This is a genomic window from Conexibacter sp. CPCC 206217 (genome assembly GCF_030646165.1).
Taxonomy (GTDB): Bacteria; Actinomycetota; Thermoleophilia; order Solirubrobacterales; family Solirubrobacteraceae; genus Conexibacter.
This window is the reverse complement of record NZ_JAUTDO010000005.1, coordinates 334,750-361,301: the sequence shown is the minus strand read 5'-3', so window position 1 is coordinate 361,301 and position 26,552 is coordinate 334,750. Positions and strand designations below refer to the sequence as shown.

Annotated in this window: 24 protein-coding genes; 11 read left to right on the top strand and 13 right to left on the bottom strand. The window is 73.4% G+C overall.

Annotated features, from left to right (window positions below; translation table 11 throughout):
- Positions 1-6: 6 nt before the first annotated feature.
- A complete protein-coding gene (locus Q7L65_RS15750; protein ID WP_304722438.1) occupies positions 7-1,005 on the bottom strand; it encodes an MBL fold metallo-hydrolase in 999 nt (332 codons plus the stop codon).
- 160 nt (positions 1,006-1,165) lie between these two features.
- Here Q7L65_RS15750 and Q7L65_RS15745 point away from each other — a divergent pair, with 160 nt between their 5' ends.
- The 6 genes from Q7L65_RS15745 to Q7L65_RS15720 all read left to right on the top strand — a co-directional run bounded on the left by Q7L65_RS15745 (position 1,166) and on the right by Q7L65_RS15720 (position 8,156).
- Complete coding sequence (locus Q7L65_RS15745) at positions 1,166-2,380, top strand: nuclear transport factor 2 family protein (protein WP_304722437.1); 1,215 nt, start codon at positions 1,166-1,168, stop codon at positions 2,378-2,380.
- Between the two features lie 12 nt (positions 2,381-2,392).
- Positions 2,393-2,752, top strand: a complete 360-nt coding sequence (locus Q7L65_RS15740; RefSeq protein WP_304722436.1) for a hypothetical protein — start codon at positions 2,393-2,395, stop codon at positions 2,750-2,752.
- 73 nt (positions 2,753-2,825) lie between these two features.
- Positions 2,826-3,914: an aminopeptidase gene (locus Q7L65_RS15735; protein ID WP_304722435.1), complete on the top strand. Its 1,089-nt coding sequence runs from the start codon at positions 2,826-2,828 to the stop codon at positions 3,912-3,914.
- Between the two features lie 114 nt (positions 3,915-4,028).
- Positions 4,029-5,924, top strand: a complete 1,896-nt coding sequence (locus Q7L65_RS15730; RefSeq protein ID WP_304722434.1) for an alkaline phosphatase — start codon at positions 4,029-4,031, stop codon at positions 5,922-5,924.
- Positions 5,925-6,108: 184 nt separating this feature from the next.
- Positions 6,109-7,593 (top strand): DNA-3-methyladenine glycosylase 2 family protein, encoded by a 1,485-nt coding sequence (locus Q7L65_RS15725; RefSeq protein WP_370552579.1) that lies wholly within the window; start codon positions 6,109-6,111, stop codon positions 7,591-7,593.
- A complete protein-coding gene (locus Q7L65_RS15720) occupies positions 7,590-8,156 on the top strand; it encodes a methylated-DNA--[protein]-cysteine S-methyltransferase (RefSeq protein WP_304722432.1) in 567 nt (188 codons plus the stop codon). Before Q7L65_RS15725 ends, Q7L65_RS15720 begins: the two co-directional genes overlap by 4 nt.
- A 55-nt stretch (positions 8,157-8,211) precedes the next feature.
- On the opposite strand, the gene Q7L65_RS15715 is transcribed toward Q7L65_RS15720, so the two are convergent.
- On the bottom strand, positions 8,212-10,500 hold the full coding sequence (locus Q7L65_RS15715; RefSeq protein ID WP_304722431.1) for an esterase-like activity of phytase family protein: 2,289 nt from the start codon (positions 10,498-10,500) through the stop codon (positions 8,212-8,214).
- Between the two features lie 229 nt (positions 10,501-10,729).
- Here Q7L65_RS15715 and Q7L65_RS15710 point away from each other — a divergent pair, with 229 nt between their 5' ends.
- The 3 genes from Q7L65_RS15710 to Q7L65_RS15700 are packed head-to-tail and all read left to right on the top strand — an operon-like array spanning position 10,730 to position 13,033.
- Positions 10,730-11,653, top strand: a complete 924-nt coding sequence (locus tag Q7L65_RS15710) for a queuosine salvage family protein (RefSeq protein ID WP_304722430.1) — start codon at positions 10,730-10,732, stop codon at positions 11,651-11,653.
- Positions 11,653-12,249 carry a GNAT family N-acetyltransferase gene (locus tag Q7L65_RS15705; protein ID WP_304722429.1) on the top strand — a complete coding sequence of 199 codons (597 nt, stop codon included), beginning with the start codon at positions 11,653-11,655 and terminating at the stop codon, positions 12,247-12,249. The genes Q7L65_RS15710 and Q7L65_RS15705 overlap by 1 nt, the downstream gene beginning before the upstream one ends.
- A 10-nt stretch (positions 12,250-12,259) precedes the next feature.
- Positions 12,260-13,033, top strand: coding sequence for an exodeoxyribonuclease III (locus Q7L65_RS15700; RefSeq protein WP_304722428.1), 774 nt, complete (start codon positions 12,260-12,262; stop codon positions 13,031-13,033).
- Positions 13,034-13,036: 3 nt separating this feature from the next.
- Here the strand turns inward: Q7L65_RS15700 and Q7L65_RS15695 are convergent, their stop codons facing one another.
- Entirely contained in the window at positions 13,037-13,672 is a 636-nt protein-coding gene (locus Q7L65_RS15695; RefSeq protein WP_304722427.1) for a TetR/AcrR family transcriptional regulator, read from the bottom strand.
- A 91-nt stretch (positions 13,673-13,763) separates the two neighbouring features.
- Between Q7L65_RS15695 and Q7L65_RS15690 the strand changes: the two genes are divergently transcribed.
- Positions 13,764-14,693, top strand: coding sequence for an oxidoreductase (locus Q7L65_RS15690; RefSeq protein ID WP_304722426.1), 930 nt, complete (start codon positions 13,764-13,766; stop codon positions 14,691-14,693).
- Between the two features lie 42 nt (positions 14,694-14,735).
- On the opposite strand, the gene Q7L65_RS15685 is transcribed toward Q7L65_RS15690, so the two are convergent.
- The 9 genes from Q7L65_RS15685 to Q7L65_RS15645 are packed head-to-tail and all read right to left on the bottom strand — an operon-like array spanning position 14,736 to position 24,240.
- On the bottom strand, positions 14,736-16,022 hold the full coding sequence (locus Q7L65_RS15685) for a methyltransferase (RefSeq protein ID WP_304722425.1): 1,287 nt from the start codon (positions 16,020-16,022) through the stop codon (positions 14,736-14,738).
- A complete protein-coding gene (locus Q7L65_RS15680; RefSeq protein ID WP_304722424.1) occupies positions 16,019-17,746 on the bottom strand; it encodes an NAD(P)/FAD-dependent oxidoreductase in 1,728 nt (575 codons plus the stop codon). The genes Q7L65_RS15685 and Q7L65_RS15680 overlap by 4 nt, the downstream gene beginning before the upstream one ends.
- Entirely contained in the window at positions 17,743-18,411 is a 669-nt protein-coding gene (locus Q7L65_RS15675; protein WP_304722423.1) for a class II aldolase/adducin family protein, read from the bottom strand. The genes Q7L65_RS15680 and Q7L65_RS15675 overlap by 4 nt, the downstream gene beginning before the upstream one ends.
- Positions 18,408-19,043: an urea carboxylase-associated family protein gene (locus tag Q7L65_RS15670; protein ID WP_304722422.1), complete on the bottom strand. Its 636-nt coding sequence runs from the start codon at positions 19,041-19,043 to the stop codon at positions 18,408-18,410. The genes Q7L65_RS15675 and Q7L65_RS15670 overlap by 4 nt, the downstream gene beginning before the upstream one ends.
- Positions 19,040-19,708, bottom strand: coding sequence for an amino acid synthesis family protein (locus tag Q7L65_RS15665; RefSeq protein WP_304722421.1), 669 nt, complete (start codon positions 19,706-19,708; stop codon positions 19,040-19,042). Before Q7L65_RS15665 ends, Q7L65_RS15670 begins: the two co-directional genes overlap by 4 nt.
- Positions 19,705-20,481, bottom strand: a complete 777-nt coding sequence (locus Q7L65_RS15660) for an isochorismatase family protein (protein WP_304722420.1) — start codon at positions 20,479-20,481, stop codon at positions 19,705-19,707. Before Q7L65_RS15660 ends, Q7L65_RS15665 begins: the two co-directional genes overlap by 4 nt.
- Positions 20,482-20,486: 5 nt before the next feature.
- Positions 20,487-21,998 (bottom strand): dihydroorotase family protein, encoded by a 1,512-nt coding sequence (locus tag Q7L65_RS15655; RefSeq protein WP_304722419.1) that lies wholly within the window; start codon positions 21,996-21,998, stop codon positions 20,487-20,489.
- Positions 21,995-22,840 (bottom strand): IclR family transcriptional regulator, encoded by an 846-nt coding sequence (locus Q7L65_RS15650; protein ID WP_304722418.1) that lies wholly within the window; start codon positions 22,838-22,840, stop codon positions 21,995-21,997. The genes Q7L65_RS15655 and Q7L65_RS15650 overlap by 4 nt, the downstream gene beginning before the upstream one ends.
- Positions 22,837-24,240, bottom strand: coding sequence for an aldehyde dehydrogenase (locus Q7L65_RS15645; protein ID WP_304722417.1), 1,404 nt, complete (start codon positions 24,238-24,240; stop codon positions 22,837-22,839). Before Q7L65_RS15645 ends, Q7L65_RS15650 begins: the two co-directional genes overlap by 4 nt.
- A 195-nt stretch (positions 24,241-24,435) precedes the next feature.
- On the opposite strand from Q7L65_RS15645, the gene pyk reads away from it, so the two are divergent.
- Positions 24,436-25,842: a pyruvate kinase gene (pyk, locus tag Q7L65_RS15640; protein WP_304722416.1), complete on the top strand. Its 1,407-nt coding sequence runs from the start codon at positions 24,436-24,438 to the stop codon at positions 25,840-25,842.
- Here the strand turns inward: pyk and Q7L65_RS15635 are convergent.
- The gene (locus tag Q7L65_RS15635) at positions 25,839-26,483 is read right to left on the bottom strand and encodes a TVP38/TMEM64 family protein (protein ID WP_304722415.1); all 645 of its coding nucleotides are present in this window, start codon (positions 26,481-26,483) and stop codon (positions 25,839-25,841) included. The genes pyk and Q7L65_RS15635 overlap by 4 nt on opposite strands.
- Between the last annotated feature and the right edge of the window lie 69 nt (positions 26,484-26,552).

The window sequence follows — 26,552 nt, the reverse complement described above, 5'->3', positions numbered from 1 at the left end:
AGACCATCAGACCGCGACCCAGCGCTCCGGGTCGCCGGGCTCGCGGCGGGCGGCGCCGATCGCCTCCAGATGGCGCAGATAGCAGAGCGTCTCGGCCAGCAGCCAGGCGGCGGCGTGGATCGCGTCTCTGCCGTGCACGTACGGGACGACCTCATAGGCCGTCAGCGGCTGACCCTCGATCGCGACCGCGGCGGCCGCGACGCGCTGCGCGACCAGCTCGCGGTTGGCCTCGATGTGCGCCTGCACGTCGGTGAACGGCCGCGCGTGGCCGGCGAGGCAGAGGCGCGGCAGCGGGTCCAGCGCCTCGATCGCGTCGAGCGAGCGCAGGAACTCGCCGACCGGGTCCGGCGTCCAGCCGTAGTCGTAGTAGAGCGAGATGCGGCCGAGCAGGTGGTCGCCGGAGATCAGGATGCGGCGCTCGGGCTGGTAGAGGCAGACGTGCGACGGCGCGTGGCCGGGCGTCTCGACGACGCTCCAGAAGCCGAGGTCGGTCGGGATCTCGATCCCCGGCAGCAACGCGAGGTCCGGCGCGATCGCGCGCGCGATCCCCGGTCTCTGCTCCTTCGCGATCTCCGCGTAGCGGCGCAGCACCAGCTCCGGCACGCCCGACGTGCGGCCGATCTCCAACCGCCGCTGGAACGCCTGCTCGGGATCCTCGACCGAGCGCGTCGCGTGCTCGTAGTTGGGGTGCATCCACAGCTCGCAGCCGGTGCGGTCGACGATCGTCGCGGCCTGTCCGTAGTGGTCGACGTGCGCGTGCGTGCAGACGAGCAGCCTGACGTCGTCGATGCTCAGCCCGACCATCTCCAGCGCGCGCTCGAGCTGCTCCATCGAGCCGTCCTCGTGCATGCCGCAGTCGACCAGCACGATCCCGTCCTCGGCGGCGATGGCCCACGCGTTGCAGTGTGGGATGCCGGGCCAGGGCAGCGGCAGCCGCAGCCGCCAGATGCCTCTCAGCACGCGTTCGCCGCGACCCAGCTCCCGCTTACGCACCGATTCGGACATGCTCAGCCCACCATATAGGCGCGCGACGACCGAGCGCGGTCCGAATGCGATCGCGCCGAGCGGGCACACCGACGCTCCGGATGCAGGCGCGACCCGGCCCCGACCCGAAGCAGTAGGCTGGCCGCTCAGCCAGTCCAGCTTGCGGGAGAGGGAGAGCGCGATGGCAGCGGCGGCAAAGACCACGTCCGAGACGACCGAGCAGGTCGCGCGGCGCTACTTCGCGGCCGTCGGAGCGCGCGACGCCGAGGCGATGACCGCGTGCTGGAAGGCCGGCGGGGTCGACGTGCTGCACGGCCAGGCGACGCTCGTGGCGCCCGACGACATCCGCGCGTACTTCACCGACCTGTTCGCCGCCTTCCCCGACATGCGCGTGGAGATCCTCTCGACGACCGCCGACGGCGACCGCTGCGCCGTGCGCTGGCGGATGAGCGCGACGTTCGCCGGCCCCGGGCGCTTCCAGCAGTTCGAGCCCAACGGCGCGCGCGTCACGTTCGAGGCGGTCGACCTCGTGCAGGTGCGGGACGGCCTGGTCGTCGGCAACGACGCCTACCTCGACGGCGCCGACGTGGCGCGCCAGCTCGGCGTGCTGCCGCCGAGAGACTCACGCCCGGAGCAGGCGATGGCGAAGCTCGTCAACGTCCGCACGCGCGTCGGGCGCCGGCTCGCCGCCGCCCCGCCGGAGCAGATCGCCGACGGCGTCTGGGTCGTGCGCGGCGGGCTGCCGCGCAAGCTGATGAACGTCTACCTGCTGGAGGACGACGGCGGCGTGACCGTCTTCGACGCCGGCGTCGCGACGATGGCGCCCGCGCTGGCTGCGACCGGCGCGCGGATGGGCGGGATCAGACGCGTCGTGCTCGGGCACGCGCACCCCGACCACCGCGGCGCCGCTGCCGCGCTGTCGCGGCAGACCGGCGTGTACTGCCACGAGGCCGACCGCGCCGACGCCGAGGGCGATGGCGGCGTGCACTACATGGACCTGTCGAAGCTCGATCTGCACGGCCGCATCGGGATGCCGCACCTGCTGAAGAGCTGGGACGGCGGCCCGGTGCAGATCGCCGGCACCGTCGCCGAGGGCGACGAGGTCGCCGGCTTTCGCGTCGTGCACCTGCCCGGTCACGCGCCGGGGCTGATCGGCCTGTGGCGCGAGTCCGACCGCCTCGCGCTCGTCAGCGACACCTTCTACACGCTCGATCCGCAGACCGGGTTCGCCGGCGCGGTGCGCGTTCCGCACGCCGCCTTCAACCACGACACCGAACTGGCGCGCGCGTCGATGCGCAAGCTCGCGGCGCTGAGACCGGCGACGGCGTGGTCCGGCCACGCGCAGCCGCTGCGCGACGACGTCGCGCGGCAACTGGAGGTCGCGGCGGACGGGTAGCCTTCCGTCGCGATGGGACGCCGCAGCCGCCAGCGCGACAAGCTCGACAGACTCGACGCGCCGACCTCCGACTACACCGACGCCGACGGCAACGTGCTGACGCTGCGCGGCGCGCTGTCGCCCGCGACGCGCCAGCAGTACGCCGCGGTCGTCGGCGGCTCACCGCTGTCGGCCGAGGACGCCTGGCAGCGCGCGGTCGAGTTCCTGTTCGAGCGGCTCGCGGCCCGTTGGACGATCGCCGAGGTCCCGATCGAGAAGCAGAAGGAGCTCCTGCAGCGCTACCGCTTCGCCTCCCAGGACGAGCGCCGCTGGATCCGCGACGCGCTGCGCGAGCACCTCGCCGAGTGGTTCCCGGACATGAGACAGCCGTGAAAAGCTCGCCCGGAGGGCTCGCGTTCAACTGCGAGAAATCGCCAGAGGCTCCTTCTCGCGCGCGAGGCGAGCCATGAGCTGGCGAGACGCCGACACCGACGCGTTCGCCGAGCTGCTGGCCGGCTACTGCCTCGAGATCCAACCCCAGCAGCAGGTGCTGGTGCGCTCCACGACGCTCGCCGCGCCGCTGCTGCGCGCGCTGCAGCGGTCGATCCTGGCGCGCGAGGCGTGGCCGCTGCTGCGCCCGGCGCTGCCCGGGCTCGACGAGGACTTCTACGTCCACGCGCGCGACGCGCAACTCGACGGCTACTCGCCGCTGGCGCGGGCCGAGGCCGAGCAGGCCGACGTCTTCCTCTCGATCCAGGCGCCGCAGAACACGCGCGCGCTCGCCGGGATCGATCCGCAGCGGCTGGCGCGCGCGACCCGCGCCGCCGCCCCGTTGAGCGAGCTGCGGCTGACGAAGCGCTGGTGCGGCACGCTGTGGCCGACGCAGGCCGGAGCGCAGCAGGCCGGGATGGGCTTCGACGCGTTCGCCGCGTTCGTGCGCGGCGCGCTGTTCCTGGACCGCGACGACCCCGCCGCGGCCTGGCGCGAGCTGGGCGCGTTCCAGGCGCAGCTGATCGAGCGGCTGACGCCGGCGCGGACGCTGCGGATCGAAGCCGACGGGACCGACCTGACGCTCGAGGTCGGCGGCCGCAGGTGGGCGAACTCCGACGGCAGACGCAACATGCCCAGCGGCGAGGTCTTCACCGGTCCGCTGGAGACGTCGGCGAACGGCACGATCCGCTTCACCGTGCCGTCGAGCCCCGGCGGCGTCGAGGTCGAGGACGTGACGCTGACGTTCCGCGACGGCGAGGTCGTCGCGGCGAGCGCCGCGCGCGGCCAGGAGTACCTCGACCGCACGCTCGCGACCGATCCCGGCGCGCGCCGGCTCGGCGAGATCGGGATCGGCACGAACTTCGGCATCACGCGCCCGATCGGCGCGATCCTGTTCGACGAGAAGATCGGCGGCACCGTCCACCTCGCGCTCGGGCGCTCCTACGCGGAGACGGGCGGGCTCAACGAGTCGGCCGTGCACTGGGACCTGATCTGCGACCTGCGCCGCGGTGGACGTCTGACTGCTGACGGCGTCGTCGTCCAGGAGGGCGGCAGCTTCAGCTGAGCGGGGCCGGTCACGAGACCTTCACGGGTGCGTCACAGGTCGGCAACTACATCTTGTAGTAGGCACGACACGGTAGAGGCGTCGTTCCTCTTCCATCAAGGAGCCCCCCGCCTCATGAACAAGCGTGCCCTGTCCACCATCGCCCTTCTGGGCGCGACCGGTGCGCTCGTCGCCGGTGGCGTCGCGATCGGCGCCAACAACGGCGACGACCAGTCGGCAGCGCTTGCCGCGAAGATCGACTCGTCGCGTCCCAAGAACGTGATCCTGCTGATCGGCGACGGCATGGGCGACTCCGAGGTCACCATCGGCCGCTACTACGGCAAGGGCGCCGCCGGGCGCCTCAACATGGACAGACTGCCGTTCCGCGGCAGCTCGATCCACTACGTCCTCTCCCCCGGCGACGGCCCGAACTACGCGCCGAACTACGCGGGCGACTCCGCGCCGACCGCGACCGCGTGGTCGACCGGCAAGCGCACACAGGACAACCGCCTGTCGCAGTCGCCGTCGACCGCCGCGAGCGTACCCGGCAGAGAGAACTACAGAACGTACATGGAGATGGCGAAGGCCGAGGGCAAGGCCGTCGGCAACGTCTCCACCGCGGAGATCACCGACGCGACGCCGGCTGCTCCCAGCTCGCACATGTCGCAGCGCTCCTGCATGGGCCCCAACGACACCCGCGCGACGTGCCCGACGGAGACCAAGGAAGCCGGCGGCCTCGGTTCGATCGCCGAGCAGCAGGTCGACCAGGGCTTCGACCTCTACCTCGGCGGCGCGCGCGCCAAGTACGAGCAGCCGCTGCTGGCCAACGGAAGCACCGGCACCGTGGTCGACTACGCGAGAGCGAGAGGCTACGAGTACGTCACCGACAAGGCCGGCCTTGCCGGCGTCACGTCGCTGAGCGGTGGCAGAAAGCTGCTCGGCCTCTTCCACCCGACGAACATGACGACCGAGTACGACCCGCTCTACGCCCGCACCGACGCGTACCTGGCGGCCGAGAGAACGGCCGGGACGCTCAACCCGAACATCAACGGCGGCGGCGCGGACATCGCCTGCACGCCCGGTCAGCGCTCCGGCACCACGCAGGAGCCGTCGCTCGCCGAGATGACGCAGAAGGCGATCGACCTGCTGAAGGACGATCCGGACGGCTTCGTGCTGCAGGCCGAGGGCGCCTCGATCGACAAGCGCGATCACGCCTCCGACCTCTGCGGCCAGATCGGCGAGCTGCTGGCGCTCGACGAGGCGGTCGGCGTCGCGCAGGAGTTCCAGCGCACGCACCCGGACACGCTGATCATCGTGACGGCGGACCACTCGCACACGTCGCAGATCATCAACGCGGGCTCCAAGCCGGCGACCGGCGCGGCGTACGCGACCGTCAGAACGGTCGACGGCGCGCCGCTGCGCGTCGCGTACGGCACGCAGGACACGGGCACCGGCGCGATCGCCGGCGGTTCGCAGGCGCACACGGGCGCGACCGTCCCGGTGTGGGCGTCCGGCCCGCAGGCCGCGAACATCCAGGGCACGATCGACCAGACGGACATCTTCGCCGTCCTCAACGGCTTCGTGCCGTCGAGAATCGTCGTGGGCCCGGCCGGCGCTGACGGTGCCGCCGGTGCGAAGGGCGACAAGGGCGACACCGGCGACGCGGGCGTCGTCGGCCCGAAGGGCGACACCGGCGCCGGCGGTCCGGCTGGCGCGAGCGGCCCCGGCGGCCCGGTCGGTCCCGGCGGTCCGGTCGGTCCGGCTGGCAGCAACGGCAGAAATGGCAGAAACGGCAGAAACGGCCGTGACGCGAAGGTGTCGTGCAGAATGGCCGGCAGCAGAGCGGTCAAGTGCAAGGTCACGTTCGCCAGAGGCGCCAGAAGCGCCCGCCTCGTGCGCAGCGGCAAGACGGTCGCCAAGGGCAAGATCGCCCGCAACGGCTCGCTGACGCTGAAGGCGAACAAGAAGCTGGCGAAGGGCGCGTACACGCTCGTCGCGGGCAGCAGCAGCGCGAAGCTCTCGCTGCGCTGAGACCACGGCGCGCGCGTGGGCGTCGGGGCCTTCGCGCACCGCGCGCCGCACGGTCGTTGATGGAGCGTGAGGGGGCGGCCGATTCGGCCGCCCCCTCGTGCGTTGCGGGACAGTCCTCGCGGCTCCGACGTACACGTCCGAAAACCACTAGTGATGGGTGCTGCGGATCGCCATCATGGACTCCGTGGTCAAGGACTTCGAACAGTGCTACCGGGCCGTCAGCGCAAAGGACGGCCGCTTCGACGGCTGGTTCGTGACCGCCGTCACCTCGACCGGCATCTACTGCCGGCCGAGCTGCCCGGCCGTCACGCCCAAGCGCGCGAACGTGCGCTTCCTGCCGACCGCCGCCGCCGCGCAGCGCGCCGGCTTCCGCGCCTGCAAGCGCTGCCGCCCCGATGCCTCGCCCGGCTCGCCGGAGTGGAACGTGCGCGCCGACGTGGTCGGGCGCGCGGTGCGGCTGATCGCCGACGGCAGCATCGACCGCGACGGCGTCTCCGGCCTCGCGAGACGGCTCGGCTTCAGCGAGCGGCACCTGCACCGCCAGCTCGTCGCCGAGCTGGGCGCCGGGCCGCTTGCGCTCGCGCGCGCTCAGCGCGCCCACACCGCGCGGCTGCTGATCGAGACGACCGAGCTGCCCTTCACCGAGGTCGCGTTCGCCGCCGGCTTCCCCTCGGTCCGCCAGTTCAACGAGACCGTCCGCGACGTGTTCGCCACGACGCCGACCGAGCTGCGCCGCCGCAGCGCCCACCGCAACGGCGACCCGGCGACCGGCGCGCTGACCCTGCGCCTGCGGCACCGCCCCCCGTTCGACGGCGCCGGCCTGCTCGCGTTCCTCGGGATGAGGGCCGTGCCGGGGGTCGAGGTGGTGGAGGGGAGCACGTACCGCCGGGTGCTGGCGCTGCCGCATGGCCCCGGTCTCGTCGCGCTGACGCCGCACGCGGAGCATGTCGAGTGCACGCTGCGGCTGCGCGACATGCGCGATCTCGCCGCCGCGGTGCAGCGCTGCCGGCGGCTGCTCGACCTCGACGCCGACCCCCTCGCAGTCGTCGCGGCGCTCGGCGACGACCCGCTGATCGGCGCGCTCGTGCGCGCGAACCCCGGCCTGCGCGTACCCGGCGCGGTCGACGGCGCGGAGCTGGCCGTGCGCGCCGTGCTCGGCCAGCAGGTCTCGGTCGGCGGCGCCCGCACGCTCGCGGGTCGCCTCGCCGCCGCCTACGGCGAGCCGCTCGCCGAGACGCTGCCGACGTGTCTGGACGACACCCAGCTCACCCACGCCTTCCCCACAGCCGCCGCGATCGCGGCGATCGATCCCGAGCAGCTGCCGATGCCGCGCGCACGCGGACGAGCGCTCGTGGGGCTGTGCGCGGCGCTCGCCGACGCCGAGATGGCGCTCGATCCCGGCGCCGATCGAGAGGAGACGCGCGCACAGCTCGTCGCCCTGCCCGGGATCGGACCGTGGACGGCCGAGTACGTCGCGATGCGCGCGCTCGGCGACCCCGACGCCTTCCCGGCGAGCGACCTCGGCATCCGCCACGCCTTCGCCCGCCTCGACCAACCGCACGACGCCCGCGCGGTCGCCGCGATCGCCGAGCGCTGGCGCCCCTGGCGCGCCTACGCCGCGCTGCACCTGTGGGCGACCCTGACACCGACCGAAGGAGGAACGAGATGACTCCCGCCACCGCCACCGCCACGCTCGTCACCACCACGATCCCCACGCCGCCCGGTCCGTTCACCGTGATCGCGCGCGAAGACGAGAGCGGCGAGCTGACCGTGCTCGCGAGCGGCTGGGCGCCGGACGCGCAGGCGCTGCTGAAGCTCGTGCGCGCCGAGCGCGTGCCGGCGCCGCCCGAGGCGCTCGCGCCCGGTGCGATCGCCGAGCGCGACGAGCTCGGCGCGATCACCCAGGCCGTGCGCGACTACGTCGCCGGCGACCTGCGTGCGATCGACGCGGTCACGGTCGAGCAGGAGGGCGGCGCGTTCACCGCGCGTGCCTGGGAGCGGCTGCGCGAGATCCCCGCCGGGGAACCGCAGACGTACTCGCAGCTGGCCGCCAGCTCCGGCAACCCCGGCGCGATCCGCGCCGCCGGCAGCGCCTGCGGCCGCAACACCGCCGCGCTGTTCGTCCCCTGCCACCGCGTCGTGCGCACCGGCGGCGCGCTCGGCGGCTTCCTCTACGGACTCGACGTGAAGCGCTGGCTGCTCGCGCACGAGGCGGGGGCGGGCGCCGCCTAGCAGCGGAGCGGCGACGGCTCGCGCGAGCCGCCGCCGCTCCAGCGCAGCGCTCGTCCTAGCGCCCGTTCACCTCCCCGCCGTCCAGCCCCGGCACGCGGATGACGATCGCCTCGACGTCGTCCGGCTTGCCGGGGACGCGGCCGGCGTCGCCCGGGAAGTTGTTGTCGTTGGCCAGCAGCAGGCGGTCGCCGCCGAGCGGCAGCACCGTCTCGACCGACACGAACGGGAACGCGAACGGGTCGCCGAAGCCGAACCCGCCGGCCGGCGCCGGCAGCGAGACGCCGAACGGGTCGCGGATTCGCAGCAGGTCGGCGACCGTCCGCGTCGGCAGCGTGCCGTCGGCGGCGGGCGCGTCGTCGAGGTCGACCTCGATCAGCCGCTTGACCCTGGCGGCGGGGCCGCCGCTGTTGTCGCGCTCGATCATCAGCAGGCGGTTGCCCGGCAGCAGCTGCGCGTCGCCGACGTAGCGGTCGGTCGGCGCGCTGACGTGAAAGCTCCACGTTCTGCCGGTGTAGCTGTTGCTGCGCACGTCGAACTCGTGGATCGTGCGCAGCGTCTGGTCGGGCTCGGCGGTCAGCGCCCGCTCGGTGATCGCGTACAGCGTGCGGCCGTCGGTGCTGGCGGCGAGCGGCTCGAAGCCGCCCGAGCCCGGCAGCGTCGGCGTCTCGCCGACGGCGAGGTCCGGGCTCTGCGGCGACTTCACGCCGGCGAGCGGGACCGGCGCCTGCAGCACGCGGCCGTCGGGCGCCGTCTTCAGCAGGTACGGACCGAACTCGTCGCCGAACCAGAGGTTGCCCCAGCGGTCGCGCTGGACCGCTTCGACGTCGAAGTCCGCACCGGTCAGCAGCCGCTCGCGCGTGGCGCCGTTGACGATGCTGAACGGGATCTTTCTGTCCGGGTCGCGCAGCGAGATGAAGCGGTCGAACCGCAGCTCGCCGCGGCCGCCGCGCGCCGTCTTCCACTGCGGCTTGACGTGGTACATCCGCAGCAGGAAGTCGGCCGAGTTCTCCTTCGCGCCGAAGCCGTTGTCGGGCATGCCCCAGAAGCCGCCGTCGTCGGCGCGCAGCGCACCCGAGATGCCGGGAACGGGCTGCCCGGAGAACGGCGGCGTGACGCCGTTGGCGGGGTTGACGCCGACTCTGCCGGAGGCGGGGCCGGGCTGCATCTTCAGCGCGTCGTAGGTCGCGCGCGACTCCAGCTGCGGCTCGCCCGGCAGCCTCACGGCGAGGCGGTAGAGACGCGTCACCTGGCCCGTCGAGAAGTTGTCGTCGGACAGCAGGTACAGCTCGCGCGCGCCGTCGCCGAGAGCGTCGCCGAGAGCCATCGCCTCGACGTTGTCGAGCAGCGGGTTGGCCTGTCTGCCCGGGTTCGTCGCGCCCGCCGGCGGGCAGGCGCCGAGGTCGACCAGCAGCCGCTTGGAGACGAGGCGGATCCCGTCGCGTCTGAGCGTCGGCTCCGCGCTGACGTCGTCGGCGCCGGCCGGGAACGCCTGGTAGACGCGGACGGTGTTGCCGACGCCGTTGACGAAGCCGCGCTCGAGCACGAGCAGCTGGTCGCCGTCGACGACCTGCAGCTCGCTGATCGCGAGGCCCGGATCGGTCTTGTAGCCGAGCTGACCGGCGACCTGCCAGTCGTTGCGGCCGTCGCGCTCGTAGCGCACGATCCGGTTCAGCGACTCGCCCGCGGCGGTGGTGCCGTCGGCGGAGAGCGGACCCTCCATCCCGGCGTAGAGCGTGCGGCCGTCGGGCGCGAGGCCGAGCCCCTCGAACGCCAGGTTGGTGGTCGCCTCGCCGGCCGGGGCGATGCGGAAGCGCGCGGGCACCGGCAGCTCGCTGAGCTGGCGGCCGTTGGGGGCGAAGCGGCGGATCGCGGGCTCCGTCTCCGACGAGACGACGAACGAGCCGTCGCGCAGCTGCTGCATCCCCTCGCCGTCGAGGGTGGCGCCGGTGTACGGCGTGCCGTCGGGGCGGCGCAGCGTCGTCACCGCGCCGACACGCGGGCGCGGCGTGCCGTTGCGCCCGGCGCCGTCGAGCCGCAGGTCGTAGAAGCGTGCGGGCGTCGTGCCCTGGTTGTCGACCAGCGCGCGCGCCGGCGTGCCGCCGCGCGACCACGGGCTGCGGCTGTCGCTGCCGCCGAGCGTCAGCGCGGACAGCCCGCCGACGTCGGTGCCGGCGAATCTGGTCTTGTCGAGCGCGTCACTGAAGCCGAGCAGACGCGCGCGGGGGGAGCAGGTCTGCCCGATCGGAGCGGGGTTGCCGTGGTCGCCGCCGTGGGCCGCGGCCGCGACGGGCGCGGCGAGCGCCAGCACGGCCACGGCGGTCGTGGCGAGGGTGCGTCGTGCCATCGAGGGATCGTCCTTTGAACGTGAGGGACGGGACGCCTTCAGATCCAACTGCGCCGCGGCCCGCGCGATGTAGCGATCCCGGTGCACCGCCGTGGCGATCTCGTGGCGATCGCGTGACGATCGTGTGAGAGTGCGTTTGCAACTGCGCGAGCCAGCCGTGGATCAGGTGACGGTCGCCGCGTTCGGCGCGGTGACCGTTGCCCGACTCGCCGCTAGGATCCCGCGGGCCGTGCCCCTGGTCGACGACATCCGCGACGGCGCCGCCTGGGTCGCCGCGCAGGCGACGCATGTGGTCGTCGACCGTGACGCGATCGACGCGTACGCCGCGGCGTTCGCATCGCGCGGCGAGCTGCCGGGGATCGACGCCGACGCGCACGTCGTCGACGGCCCGGCCGAGCTGCGCGCGGCGTTCTTCCTCACGCTCGACGCGATCAACTTCGGCTCCGGCTGGTTCCCGACGATCCGCAAGCGCGCGGGCCGCTCGGGCTATTTCACGGTCGCGCTCGGGCTGCGCGACCGCTTCCGCGCGCACGGCGCCTGGAGCGCCGCGGAGCTGAGCGAGCTGAGCACGGCCGAGATCGCCGGCGTCCTGGGGCAGGATCCGCAGCACGAGCTGATGGCGCTGTTCGCCCGCTCGCTGAACGACCTCGGCGCGCGGATCACGAGCGATCACGACGGCCGCTTCCTCGGCCCGGTCGAGGCGAGCGGCGCAAGCGCCGTCGCGCTCGTGGAGGAGCTGGCGACGTGGAATTGCTTTCGCGACGTGTCGCCCTACGGCGGCCGCACGATCCCGCTCTTCAAGCGTGCGCAGGTCGCCGCGTCCGACCTCGCGCTCGTCGGCGCGGCGGCGTTCGGCGACCTCGAGCGGCTGACGCTGTTCGCCGACAACCTGATCCCGCACGTGCTGCGACTCGACGGGATCCTCCGCTTCGAGCCGGCGCTGGTCGCGCGGATCGAGGCGGGCGAGCTGATCGAGCACGACAGCCCCGAGGAGGTCGAGATGCGCGCCGGCGCGATCCACGTCGCCGAGCTGATCGCCGCCGCGCGTGCGGACCTGACGCCCGCGCTCGTCGACCAGACGCTGTGGACCAGAGGCGGCGGCGCGCGCTACAAGGCGGTCCCGCGCCCGCGCGCCCGCAGCACGGCTTACTGATGGCCGACGCTGCGACAGCTCCCCTGCTGACGGAGCGCCTGCTGCTGCGCCCGTTCCACGACGACGCCGGCGACCGCGACGCCTACGCCGCGCTCTGCGCCGACGCCGAGGTGATGCGCTACATCGGCATGGGCGAAACGCTGACGCGCGAGCAGAGCAGCGCGCAACTGACGCGCTTCGTCGAGCACTGGACGCAGCATGGCTACGGGTTGCGGGCGATCGTGGAGCGCGGGGGCGGCGACGGCACGCCGGGCGGGGACGGCACGGTCGTCGGCTTCGTCGGCGTGATGCGCGCGGGGCAGCCCGGGGTGCGGGCGGGCGACGTCGAGATCGGCTGGCGGCTCGCGCGCGACCGCTGGGGGCGCGGCTACGCGACCGAGGGCGCGCGCGCCGTGCGCGACCACGCCTTCGCACAGCTGCGACTGGCGCGGCTCGTCGCGTTCGTGCGACCGGGCAACGCCGGCTCGATGCGCGTGATGGACAAGCTCGGGATGCGGCTCGAGAAGGAGGGCCTGTGCAACTACGGCCGCCCGATGCGGATCTACGCGCTCGACAATCCGCTCGCGAGCGCCACCGACCGGGGAGCGGCTCGCTAGCCTCCCGCGCGTGCGCCTCGTCACCTGGAACGTCAACTCGCTCAGAGTGCGCCTGCCGCGCGTGCTCGAGTTCCTCGCCGAGCACAGACCCGACGTCCTGTGCCTGCAGGAGACGAAGACCGATCCCACCGCCTTTCCGCACGCGGAACTGGCGCAGGCCGGCTACGTCGCGGCCGATCACAGCGGCGGGCGCTGGGCCGGCGTCGCGGTGCTCGCGAAGGAGGAGCTGGGCGTCGCGGACGTCAGCAGCGGCCTGCCCGGCGAGGCGGTGCAGGACGAGGCGCGCTGGGTCGAGGCGACCGTCGGCGACCTGCGCGTCGTCAGCACCTACGTCCCCAACGGCCGCGAGCTGGCGAGCGTCTGGTACGCCCAGAAGCTCGACTTCTTCGCCGCGATGGCGCTGCGCGTGCGCAGACTGCGCACCGCCGGCGGCCCGCTCGTCGTCGCCGGCGACATGAACGTCGCGCCGGCCGACATCGACGTCTACGACCCCGCCGCGTTCGTCACCTCGACGCACACGAGCGAACCCGAGCGCACGGCGCTGCTGGCCGTGCAGGCGGAGGGCCTCGTCGACGCCTACCGGCAGCTGCACCCTGACGACGTCGGCTACACCTGGTGGGACTACCGCCAGGGTCACTTCCACCGCGGCTTCGGCCTGCGGATCGACCTCACGCTGGTGAGCCCGGAGATCGCCGAGCGGCTGACGCGCGTCGGGATCGAGCGCGACTACCGCAAGGGCTCCAGACCCTCCGACCACGTGCCGCTCGTGGCGGAGTGGACGTAGCGCTCAGCCCAGCTCGCTGAACAGCACGCTGCGCCCCCGCACGAGCGCGCGGGTCGCCGCCGCGACGCGCAGCTCCGCTTCTTCGACCGCCGAGACGCTCTGCGCATCGGTCCCGAAGGCGTGGTCGAGCAGCAGCGTGGCATGGCCTTGCGCGAGACCGCCCATCGCGAGCACGAGCGAGGCCGCGGCCTGCGGATCTCTGCCGGGCGCGAGCGGCAGCGCAGCCTCGACGAGGTCAGCCAGCAGGCCGTACGTCGCCTCCTCCAGGCGCGGGTAGCGCGCCTTTTCGAGCCCTGCTCCGAACAGCACCTCGAACATCGCTCTGCGCTCGGCCGCGAAGCGCACATACGCGACCGCGGCGGCGGCGAGTCTGCCGGCGACGTTGCCAGGCGTGTCGAGCGCAGCGGCGAAGCGGGCGCGCAGCTCCTCTGCGGCGCGCGTCGCGGCCTCCGCCAGCAGCTCGCCGCGGTCGGCGAAGTGACGATAGGGCGCGCCGGCGCTGACGCCGGTGCGGCGCGCGGCCTCGGCGACCGAGAACGCGTGCACGCCCTTCTCCTGCACCAGCTCGAAGGTCGCCTCGACGAGCGCCTCGCGCAGGTCGCCGTGGTGGTAGGGACGGGCTCTCGTCTTTGTCGCCATCGCGGATCGAACCATACCGTCCACTTGCAATGTAAGCGAGCGTCACATACATTGTGAGAGGTCATTACATCGAGCACACGGAGCCGGCGACATGAGCAGCGATTGGACAACCGACCAGATCCCCGACCAGCACGGACGGCTCGCGATCGTGACGGGGGCCAACAGCGGTATCGGCCTCGTCACCGCGAAGCAGCTCGCGCTCCACGGCGCCGACGTGGTGATCGCCGTGCGCAACGCGCAGAAGGGAGCCGCGGCGGTGCGCGAGATCCAGGCCGCGGCGCCGGGCGTCACCGTCGAGCAGTCGGCGCTGGACCTGTCGGACTTCGACTCCGTGCGCGCGTTCGCCGAACGCTTCCGCGCCGATCACGATCGCGTCGACCTGCTGATCAACAACGCGGGCGTGATGGCGCCGCCGAAGCGCCTCGCGGCCGGCCCGAACGAGCTGCAGTTCGCGACCAACCACCTCGGCCACTTCGCGCTCACCGGGCTGCTGCTCGACCTCGTCGAGCCGACCGCCGGCCGCGTCGTGACGGTCTCCAGCACCGGTCACAGATTCGGGACGATCGACTTCGACGACCTCCAGTCGGAGCGCAAGTACCGCCGCTGGCGCTCCTACGGCCAGACGAAGCTGGCGAACCTGCTGTTCACGTTCGAACTGGACCGCCGTCTGCGCGCGGCCGACTCGAAGATCCGCGCGACCGCCTCCCACCCCGGCTACGCGGCGACGAACCTGCAGAGCGCGGTGGCGGGCGCCGCCGAGCGCGCCGTCACGAGCGTCGCCAACCGCGTGCTCGCCCAGAGCCCCGAGATGGGCGCCGAGCCGACGCTCTTCGCCGCCGTCGCCGACGTCCCGGGCGGCACGTTCGCCGGCCCCAGCGGCATCGGCGAGCAGCGCGGCCATCCGCGCGTCGTGCAGGCGAAGGCGACGGCCCACGACACCGCGGTCGCACGCAGACTGTGGAGCGTCTCCGAGCAGCTGACCGGCGTGACGTTCAAGCTGCCGGCGCCGGCAGCGGCCTGACGAGCGCCCCGGGTCGCGCCCGCGCCGCGGAGGACCGAAGGTTCACTGCTGCTCTACCGCGGTAGACCTTCGCTCCTCGGTCCGCCCGGCAGGCTTGCGCGCCGCCACGACCGCGATCGGTCCGTGGCCGCGTCGCAGTTCGACCTCGCCGAGCCCGGCGGCCTCCAGCCAGGTGCGATGTTCGGCCTCGGAGTAGGCGTCGCCGCCGTCGTTCTCGACCATCATCATCACCGCGAACAGCGGCAGGTCGGGCGCGGTCGTGCCGGCGTCGGGGATCCATTCGTAGAGCAGCAGCGTCCCGCCGGGCGCGAGCAGGCGAGCCGCCTCGCGCACCAAGCGGGCGTTCTGGGCCGGCGTGTGGTCGTGCAGGATGTTGGCGAGCAGCACCACGTCCCACCGCTCGTCCGCGGAGCGCCCGAAGCGCTCGTCCGCGAGGTCGCCCGCCACGAACGGAATCCCCGGATGTCGCTCGGCCAGCACCGGCGCGACCTGCGGCAGGTCGAGCACGGTGGGCCGCACGTCGGAGCGCAGGCCGGCGAGCAGCGCGGCGTGCGAGCCGGCCCCGCCGCCGACGTCGAGCAGGCGGAGCGGAGCGTGCTCGCCGGCATCGCCCGTGCCCGCCGCCGCCGGGCCCGCCGCCGCCGAGCCAGCCGCCGCCGGCCCAGCCGCGCCGACGTCGTCCGCCCTGTCGCCGCGCGTCGCCGGCAGCAACCCCGCCGCCGCCTCCGCCAGCTCGCCGCCGAAGCGGGCGGCGAGGTCGTCGAGGGCCCGGAGGAAGCCGAATGCGGTCGCGCGGTCGGTCTCGACGCGCTCGCGCCAAGGCGAGATCCGGCCGCGGCCGTCCTCGATCGCGGCGGGCAGCTCGTTCCAGACGCCGTAGAAGAACCACTCCTTGCGCACGATCCAGGCGAGCGTCTGCGGATGGTCGCTGGCGAGCACCGCGCCGGCGTCCGTGAGCGCGAACAGCGTGCCCGCGTCGACCGGCGCACCGGCGACGAGCCCGTCCGCGCGCCGTGCCAGCCCGAGCGCGACGAGCGCCGACAACAGGATTCGCGTCGCCCGCGGATCAGTCCCGGCCTCACGCGCGACCTGCTCGACGCTCAGCCCGGCGGCGCCCGCGGCATCGGAGCCGCCGATGGCGCCCGCGACGCTCGCCGATGCGACCTGACGCGCTGGCGCGCCGGCTCTTCCATCCGCCGCACCGCCGTCGCGCCACTCCACGCTCGCCAGCGCATCCGCGACGCCGCTCGTCACGGCCGCGGCGACGACGGCCGACTGCTGGTAGGCGGTCAGCAGCGCGAGCGGGTCGGCAGGAGCCGCGCCGCTCACGACGCCCTCCGCAACGCCCGTGTCGCCTTCCAGGCATCGCGCACGAGGGCGCCGCGTTCGCGGGCGCGGCGGGCGAGGCGGGTGCCGCGCGGCTCGACGCCGAGCGCGCTCAGGGCGACGCGCGCGGCGTTGCGACCGGGGACGCCGGTGATGCCGCCGCCGGGATGGGTGCCGGCGCCGGTCAGGAAGAGGCCCTCGATCGGCGTCTTGTAGCCCGAGAGGGACGGGGTCGGGCGGAACCCGAGCAGCTGGTCGATCGACATCTCGATGTGGTTGGGGTTGGCGTTGGCGTTGGTGTGGCGAGCGACCCAGGCGGCCGGGCCGGTGAGGCGCCGCTCGACGACGGCCATGCTCTCACCGAGCGCCCGCTCGGCGATCTCCCAGACCCGGTCGGCGGCGTGCTCCAGCGCCGGCTCGTCCCAGCCGCCGCCCGCCCTCCGCCACGGCACGAACGTCGAGACCCACGCGACGGCCTTCCCGTCCGGCGCCCAGCCGGACTCCAGCGCGGACGGGAACGCGATCATCACCGGCGGCCGCTCGGCCAGCTCGCCGAGCTGCACGCGCGCGAACGACCGCTCGATGTCGCTGATCGTGTTCGCCGACAGCATGAACGCCCGCTCGAACCCGGCCGGCTCGACCACCGGCAGCGCCTCGATCACCGCGTCGACCTTCAGCTCCGAGACGTTGCGCCGCCCGGAGTGGACGCGTCTCAGCTGCGACGCGAGTCGCGCGGGCACATGCTCGGGCGCGACCAGACCGCGCGCGCCGCGCCCGCCCACCGCGCCGCTCGCGCCGGCCGCACCGCTCGCGCCGGCCACACCGCTCGCGCCGGCCGCACCGCTCGCCCACCCGTCCCCGAACAACCGCAGCGCATCGATCGCCGACACCACGCCGCGCGAAGCCGGGTACCGCTCGCCGCCCGCCACCACCGCGACCGCGCGTCCGCCGGCGACTTCGACCGACGACGCCGGCGCGTTCGCGACGACGCGGCCGCCGGCCGCCTGCAGGCAGCGCACGAGCGCCTCGACGGTCGCGCGCGAGCCGCCGGCCGGGCGGGCGGCGGGGGCGCCGTGGAAGGCCGCGAGCGCGAGGCCGCCGGCGCCGGTGCCGGGGTCCAGCGGCGACTGCTGCGAGTGCGCGGCCCAGTGCGCCATCGGCGCCATCAGCCGCTCGTCCGCGAAGGTCGAGCGCAGCACGTTGGAGGCGGAGCCGAGCAGGGTCTGGATGAACGGCGCCGCGTCGACGCCGAGCGACGCCTGCGCGAGCGCGGCGAGCTGGCCGGTCGACGGCGGCGGACCCGCGTCGAGCGAGCCGATCAGGCGCATCCCGGCGGTCGCCCAGGCGGCGAAGCGGCGGTACGCGTCGGCGTCGGCGCGGCCGACGACCGGGCCGAGCCCCTCGACCGTCCGCTCGAGGCTGTTGTGGAAGGCGATCCGGGTGCCGTCGTCGGCGGGGCCGAGCGTGACCTCGTCGCGCAGGTGGAAGCGCAGGCCGTGGCGGCTCTCCAGCTCCAGCTCCGCCGCGACGCCGCTGCCGCGGATCCCGCCGTGCTCGTAGGCGCCCAGCTCCAGCCGCCCGCGCCCGTCCGGCAGGTCGCGCGTGTCGATGCAGCCGCCGACGGTGTCGGACTGCTCCAGCACGGTCACGCCGAGTCCGGCGCGCGCGAGGTAGCAGCCGCAGACGAGCCCGTTGTGCCCGCCCCCGATCACGATCACGTCGGTCATGCCCAGGTCTCCTCCAGCCATCGCCACGCGCGCGCCTCCTCGGCCGCGTGGTGGCGCGAGCGCGCATCGACGCCGGTCGGCACCACGGCGTCCGGGCCGGCCTCGAGCGCCACCCGCGCCCGTTCTTCGAGGAACCATGCGCGCACCGTCGCCTGCTCCAGCGTCGCGCCCGTCACGACGCTTCCGTTCGCGCGGATCAGCAGGCAGTCGGCGGTGCCGAGCGCGGCTGCGGCCTCCTGCGCGGCCGCGGTCGTCGTGACGAGATCGTCATCGGCGGTCCAGCTGACGACGTTCCCCGCAAGGCCTCCGAGCCCGTGCAGCAGCGGCGGCACGGTTGCGCGCACCCCCCACACGACCGCCGCCGGTGAATGCGTGCGGCAGATCGCGCCGACGTCCGCGCGGGCAGCGTAGATCGCGGCGTGCAGCGGCGCTTCGAGCGGAACGCCGCCGTTGTCGCCCGCGCTCACAGGCGCGCCGGCGACGTCGAGCAGGTGCACCGATGCCTCCGCGTGCGACGCGAGCGGATCGGTCGAGGTCAGCAGGAAGCCGTCACCGCCGACCGCGCGCGCCGAGACATGACCGAACGCTCCGACGAGGCCGGCCCCAGCCAGCACCCGCGCGACGCGCGCGACCGCGGCGGCGGGTGCGGCGCCGGTCGGCGTCATCCCTCCGGCTCCCACACGCGCAGCGCCATCGAGGTCGGTGCATAGGCGTTGCAGGGGCTGAGGTCCTGCGGGCAGGCGGACAGCACGACGAGCAGGTCGTCGAGCACCTCCAGGTCGATCGCGGAGCCGGCCCGATGCGGTGGCTCGTGCGTGACGATCCGGCCGTCCTCGTGTCTGTTGTTCATGAAGACGTTCCAGGCCGTCTCGCCGCGCACGGGCCAGTCGTGCCCGGCGGCGGCGACGGCCGCCTCCAGCGACGCCAGGCAGGAGCCGTGGCCGTGCACGCCGTAGTCGCGCGAGTAGCGCTCGGGGTCGCAGCACGGGACGATCAGGTCGTGCGAGCCGACGTCGTCCTGGAGGATCCGCAACAGCGGAAGGCGGTGGTTGGAGAACAGCTCGTCGCCGACCTGCGGCACCAGTCTCGTCAGCGCCGAGACGGTGTGGCCGGCGCTGAAGACCTCGCTCGGGTCGGCGAGCCGGTAGGCGATCAGGTCGCCGACCTGCTGGCCCTCCAGGTCGACCAGCTGCAGCACCTGACCGGCGTGCACCTCGACCGCCCGCGCCTCACGCGCCGGCACCACGACCTCCTGCAGGAGCACGTCGTAGGAGCGCGCCGCCGGCCCGACCATCATCGCGCCGCACCGCCCGCGCCAGCGCCCGCCGCGCCACCATCGACCGCGCCCGCATCCGCGCCCGCGCCAGCGCCCGCCGCGCCACCATCGACCGCGCCCGCATCCTCCTTCGCAACCCCGCCCAGCCGCGCGTTCAGCCGTCCGCGCGTCGCGACCGCGCCGACCAGCACGATCTCGTCGGGGCCGGGCGCGTCAGGGATCGTGACGGTGATCGTGTCGTAGTGCGAGCGCACCAAGATCTCGTTCGTGAAGCACAGCGGCACGTCGATCGAGGCCCCCGGCGCGGCCCGCTTCGTCGTCGACGGCAGCCACGCTTGGCCGCCGCCGAACGCCTCGCGGAAGGGGTTGCCGAACGTCGTCGTCTTGACCGCGTTGCCGTGCTCCTGCTCCCCGGCCGTGCCGACCATCACGGCCTTGCCGTGGCTCTCGACCGTCGCGCCCGCCGCCTCGGAGCAGCGCGTACCGATCAGCGTGCCGAGCTGCGCGCTCGGCTCGACCAGCAGCGACAGTTCCTCGGAGAACGCGCGGCCCGCGTACGGATTGCGGAAGACGACCGCGCACGCGACCTTGCGCAGCAGCCCGCCGTCGTCGCCGCGCCCGCCGTCGCGCAGCACGTCCTCGGAGAGCACGACGATCTTGCGGATCTCCAACGCGGGCGCGCTCATCTCGCCACCGCCGCCGCACCGGCCGCCCCGGCGGCCCCGACCGACGCCCCGCTCGGCGTCCGCTCCCCGCACGGCCGCTGCGGCAGCGAGTCGATCCAGGCGATCACGTCGTCGGTCGCCTTCACGTCGCCGTACTTCATCTGGATGTCGAGCAGGTTGACCTTGTGGCTGATCGTCGAGCGGTCCCAGACGCACTCGTGCGGGACGATCGAGCGGTAGTTGTACTGCGCCGCGTCAACCGCGCTGGCGCGCACGCAGCCGCTCGTCGTCGTGCCGGTCGTGATGACCGTGTCGACGCCGAGGTAGATCAGGTAGTCGAGCAGGTGCGTGCCGTGGAACGCGCTCGGCTTGTCCTTCACGAACACGACGTCCTGCGGCTCCGGCGCGATCTCCGCGACGATCTCGTTGCCGAGCGAACCGCGCACGTCGGTCTCCTCCCCTGCGCGGTGGCTCTTCCAGTTCCAGGCGCCCTGGTCGAAGCCGTCGGGACGGCGGTCCATGCCGGTGTAGAAGATCGGCACCTGCTTTGCGCGCGCCGCCGCGATCATCCGCTGCAGGTGAGCGATCCCCTCCCAGCCGCGCTCGCCGCAGGAGTAGCGCCAGCGCTCGATCGACTCCAGGATCGGCTGCGGTCTGTCGCCGACGAAGTTGTAGATCACGTCGACGACGAGCAGCGCGGGGCGCGTGCCGAAGCCGACCTCCTTGCCCCAGCCGGCGCGCTCGAACACGAGCCGGTCCTCTTCGGGGAGCACGTCGTCCCAGACGTTGCCCATCGCGATCAGACCTCCTCGAGGATCGGCTTCGCACCGGATTGCGGGGCGCCGGCCGCGACGCGGCGCAGGTATCTGCCGTCGGCGTCGCCGACGAACTCGGGTCTCGGCGCGCCGTCCTGCCAGCGCGACATCTGCTTGCCGCGCAGGTAGGTGGCGACGTTCCAGCCGTGGATCGTTCTGCCGTCGAGCACGGTCCAGCCGGAGCGCGTCTGGACCATGTCGTTGCTCACCGCGACCGTCTTGTCGAGGTCGACCAGCACGACGTCGGCGTCGAAGCCGACGTCGAGCGCGCCCTTCTGCCCCCACAGGCCGAAGATCTTCGCCGGGTTCTCGCACGCGACGCGCACGAGCCGGTCGAGCGTCAGCTCGCCCTGGTGGACGCCCTCCAGCAGCACCGGCAGCAGCATCTCGACGCGCGATGTGAAGCCGGTCCGCAGCTCCCAGATGTTGTCGCTGTAGGAGTTCTCGTAGGAGGGGTCGCCCCAGATCACGACGTGGTCGGAGCCGACGACGTTGACGACGCCCTCGCGCAGCGCTCTCCAGATGTTCGGGTTGTTCGCGCGCGAGCGCAGCGGCACGTTGATGCGCCAGGCGTTGTGCTCCTCCTTGCCGAAGTGCAGCCAGTGCGGCCCCGTCTGCGCCCACACGGTCGCGCCGCGGCCGCGCAGGTCGAGGATCTCTCTGTACGTCTCCGGCGTGGTCGCGTGCTGGATGTAGATCGGGCAGCCGAGGTACTCGGCGAAGTGGCCGTACTGGCGCACGTGCTGCGCTTCGAGGAAGTGCGGCGAGCGGTCCGACCAGGTCGCCCAGTCGGTGCGGCCCTGCGCTCTCAGGCGCGCGTCGAAGACCCGCGCGATCTCCCAGTTCTCGCAGTGCATCGCGACGACGCCTGGCGCGCCGAGCGCCGCGACCGCCTCCATCGTCTGGTAGACGACCCCGTCGTCGAAGCCCGCGCCGAGGCCGGCGCGGCGGCCGGGCCAGTTCGGCTCCGCCTCCGGCGACATCGACTGCAGGTAGAGCTTGTACGAGGTGACGCCGTGGTCCTTCGCGTACTCGGGGATCTCGCGCGCCTGCTGGTCGGTCTCCAGCATGTAGGTCGCGAACACGTCGATCGCCGAGTCGGCCTCGATCACGCTGGTGAACGCGTCGATCGCGTCGTGGAAGGAGACGACGTCCTCCTTCTGCACGTACTCGACGAACGGCTTCGCTCCCATCCGCGTGACCGGCGCGTGGATCCCCCACGTCGTGACGCCGGCGACGACCGCCGCGACCGACTCCGTCGCGACGTCGTCCTGCAGCGGGACGTAGCAGCCGGGGTGCGCCTCGGTGTCGACGAGGCCGGGGATCACGTGCAGGCCGGTCGCGTCGTGCGTCGCGCGCGCGGGCGGCAGCAGCGTCTCCTCGCCGATCGCGACGATCGTGCCGCCGTCGATCGCGATCCCCGCGCGGCGCGTGCCGGTCGGAGTGACGACGGTGCCGCCCACGATCTTCAGGTCGACCTCGCGGGGTTCGCTCATCTGCTCTGCTCCTTGGCCGCTGTGCCGGCGGCGTTCTGTGCCAGAGGATCGCTCGTCAGCGCGCCGCCGCCGCACTCGGCGGTGATCGCGTCCGCCACGTCGCGCAGCACGTGCCCGATCGACGGGATCGCGTCGCGCGTGAGCTGGTCCGGGAAGCCGATCGCGATCAGCATCGCCGCGAGCGTCCCGTCGGCGTTGCGGACGGGGACCGCGACGGCGTTGTTGTGGCGGTACTCGCCGATCGACGCGCCGTAGCCGACGCCGCGCACGTGCTCGACGTCGGCGAGCAGCGCGTCGGGATCGGTCAGCGTGCGCTCGGTGTGCGCCGGGATCTGGCGCGCGCGCTCGCGCACGAGCTGCTCCGCCGCGGCCGGCGGCTCCAGCGCCAGCAGGCACTTGCCGACGGCGCCGTCGAACCACGAGTAGCGGATCCCGAGCGAGATCCCGACGTGCGTGTCGTCGGGGAAGGCGACCGCGACGACCTCGACGTCGCCGCGCCCGAGCGGCTGCGCCGCGACGACGGTCAGATGGTGCTCGCCGGCGATCTCGTGCGTGCGCTCCATCGCGAGCGCGAGCGCGTCGACCTGCCTGACGGCGAAGGCGCCGAGGCGCACGAGCCCGCCGCCGAGCCGGTACGCGCGCCCGCGCGGGTCGCGCCGCACCCAGCCGAGCGCCTCGAGCGTCGACAGCAGGTTGTGCGCGCTCGACTTCGACAGCTCCAGCTCTCTCACCAGCTCGGTGTGCGTCATCCCGTCCGGCGCGCTCGCGATCGCGTCGAGGATCGAGGCGGCCGCCATCACCGCCGGGACGCGGTAGCGCTCGGTGCTCTGTCTCTCGCTCATGCGCCCTCCCCTGGCAGCTCGCGCCGAAAGCGGCGCAGGACGATCGTCTTCTCGCGCGTCAGCTCGTCGATCGTGTAGCCGAGCCCCTCGCGCCCGCTGCCCGACAGCTTGACGCCGCCGAACGGGATCACCGGCGGGCGGTAGTTGTCGGTGCCGTTGATCACGACGCCGCCGGCGTGCAGCCGCTCCGCCACGGCCACGGCCAGCTGCACGTCGCGGCTGAAGACGCTCGCCATCAGGCCGAACGACGACGCGTTCGCGAGCGCGATCGCCTGCTGCGGGCCGTCCGCTCTGACGAGCACGAAGACGGGGCCGAAGATCTCGTCGTCGGTGGCGACCGCCGCCGCGGCGGGGACGTCGGCGAGCAGCGCCGGGGGCAGCAGCGCCGTCTCACCGTCGACGTCCCCGCCGCGCACGCGCACGGCGCCCTCGGCGACTGCGCGATCGACCTGATCGCGCACTCGCCGCGCCGCGGCGGCGTTGATGAGCGGGCCGACGGTCGTGGCCGGGTCGGTCGGCGCACCGAGCACCTGGCGGTCGACGACCGCGGCGAGTCGCTCGACAAGCTCGTCGTGGAGATCCGGGTGGACGAGCACGCGCTTGCTGGCCGAGCACGCCTGTCCGTTCATCATCAGCCGCCCGAACGCCAGCTCCTGCGCGACGAGGTCGAGGTCGGCGTCGGCCAGCACCAGCGCGGCGTTGTTGCCGCCGAGCTCGAGGTGCAGGCGCCGCAGCGTCGGCGCGCCGGCCTGCGCGACGGCGACGCCGGCGGCGGTCGAGCCGGTCAGCGAGATCGCGTCGAGCCCGCGGGCCGTCGACAGCGCGATCCCGACGTCGCGGCCACCGTGCAGCAGCGGCGCGACGGCGGGCGGGATGCCCGCGTCGAGCAGCGTGCGATGGACCTGCTCGACGACCAGCGGCGCCTCCGGCGGCGCCTTCGTGACGACCGCGTTGCCGCCGACCAGCCCGGCGGCCACCTTCTCGACGAACAGCTCGACGGGGAAGTTGAACGGCAGGATCGCGCCGACGACGCCGAGCGGCTCGCGGCGCGTGTAGGCGAGGTCGCGGGCGGTCCCGCCGAGACCCTCGGTCGGCAGCACGCGGCCCTCCCAGCGGCGGCCGACGCGGGCGTTGTCGGCCAGCAGCCCGATCGAGGCGCGCAGCTCGAACTGCGCCTGCGCGAGCGGCTTGCCGGACTCGCGCGCGAGCAGCTCGCCGAGCTGCTCGGCCCGCGGGCGCAGCGCGTCGGCGGCGGCCTCGAGCCGGTCGGCGCGCTCCGCGAGCGTCGTGCGCGACCACGTCTCCTGCGCCGCGCGGGCGGCGTCGACGACGCCCTGCACGGCAGTCGGATCGGTCAGTTCGATCTCACCGAGCTGCTCGCGTTCGAGTGGGTCATACACGATACCTGTTGTCAACATATTGAACTTTGTTTCTTTCTCTGAACTCGAATCTGAGAGTACGCGCGCCTCCCGCGAACGTCAAGGCGAACCGCAACCACCCGCATCGGCGACCCACGCCACCCATTCGTCCGTGCCGGTCCGTCGTTCACCAGTCGAGACCAGGGTTCTTCCTGCGTACCCGCTACCTTGCTTCCCGTGCGTCGTACAAAGATCGTTGCCACCATCGGACCCGCATCGCGTGATCCGGAAGTCCTCGTCCAGATGGTGGAGGCGGGTCTCGACGTCGCCCGTCTGAACTTCTCGCACGGCTCCAGAGACGAGCACGAGGAGAACGTCCAGCTGATCCGGGATGCCGCCAGCCGCGCCGGCCGCCAGGTCGCGATCCTGCAGGACCTGCCGGGTCCGAAGCTGCGGATCGGCTCGCTTGAGAACGACCACGTCGACCTGCGCGTGGGCGACAGGCTGACGCTGCGCTGCGGCAGCGAGGACGAGGGCGACCAGGACTCGATCTGCGTCTCCTGGGGCGGCCTGCCCGACGCGGTCGAGCAGGGCGACATCGTCTACCTCGCCGACGGTCGCATCCGCCTCGCCGTCAGCGGCGTGCGCGGCAGCACCGGCGAGGTCGACACGGTGATCGAGACCGGCGGCCCGGTCGCCTCGCGCCAGGGCCTCAACATCCCGGGCTCGACGAAGGGCCTGCCGGCCGTGCCGGAGCGCGACCTCGAGCTGCTCGCGTTCGGCGAGTCGATCGGCGTCGACCTCGTCGCGCTCTCGTTCGTGCGCGAGCCGGAGGACGTGCTCGAGGTCCGCAACCACACCAGGCTTCCGCTGATCGCGAAGATCGAGAAGCCGCAGGCGGTCGAGAACGCGGTCGAGATCATCCGCGCCGCCGACTGCCTGATGGTCGCGCGCGGCGACCTCGGCATCGAGCTGCCGATCGAGGACGTCCCGGTCGTGCAGAAGCAACTGCTGAGAATCGCCGGCCGCCTCGCGCGCCCGTCGATCACCGCGACGCAGATGCTCGACTCGATGATGACCGCGACGCGCCCGACGCGCGCCGAGGTGACCGACGTCGCGAACGCGATCTTCGACGGCACCGACGCCGTGATGCTGTCGCAGGAGACGGCGGTCGGCGCCCACCCCGCGCTGGTGATCGCCACGATGGCGAGAATCGCGATCCGCACCGAGCGCGAGCTGCCGTACGAGCGCTGGAGCGAGGAGCGCGTCCGCCGCGACGCGCGCGACCCGGCCTACACGGTCGCCCACTCCGCCTGCGTCGCCGCCCAGGAGCTGGGCCTCGCCGCGCTCGTCGTGCCGACGCTGTCGGGCCGCTCCGCCCGCCTGATATCCGCGCACCGCCCGAACGTCCCGATCTACGCCCTCTCCCCCGGCAAGGAGACCGTGCGCCGCTGCGGCCTGATGTGGGGCGTCGAGGCGGCCTCGATGCGCCGCCACGAGGTCACCGAGGAACTGATCAGGGACGCCGGCCGCCGCGCGGTGGAGCTCGGCTGGGTCAAGCCGGGCGACCGAATCGGCATCACCGCAGGTCTCCCCTCCGGCAAGCCGGGCACGACCAGTCTGTTTCAGGTCGAGACCGTTTAGTCACACACACGTGTAGAGCTGTCACAGCGTCCTCTCGCCGCCCGCGACGCCCGCACGTCGCGCGCCGCGAAGATCAACCCGATCACGGCCATGCCGACGAGGACGCCGAAGGCGACGATCGCCTCGGGGGAGCCGAGGTCGTCGAGGCTGCCGCCGAGCGCGACGTAGGCGAACGCGCGCGGAGCGCAGCCGACCGCCGTCGCGGCGGCGAAGACCGCGAGCGGCACGCGCGTGAGGCCGGCCGCGTAGTTGACGAGGTTGTACGGCACCGCCGGCAGGATCCGCGCGTACAGCACGGCGAGGAAGCCGCGCGCCGCGATCCAGTCCTGCAGCGCGCTGACGCGTCTGCCCGACAGCTCGTCGAGCGCGCTCGCCCCGAACCGCCGCGAGATCGCCGCCGCCAGCGTCGCCCCGAGCGTCGCCGAGACGATCGCCGTCGGCGTCCCCAGCGCGGTCCCGAACAGCAGCCCGGACGCGCCCGCCAGCAGCGGCCCGGGAACGCACGCGACGGTCAACCCGGCGGAGATCACGATGAACACCAGCGGCGCCAGCACGCCGATGTCGTCGACCGCGTCACGAACCCCCTCGGACGAGAGCCCGAACACCGAGGCCGCGACGACGAACAACGCGATGACGAACACCCCGAGCCCCAAGAGCCGCCCCAGCGCCCTGAACTGAGCGCGCCGCGATCTGGCCCCGACCCCCTCGCG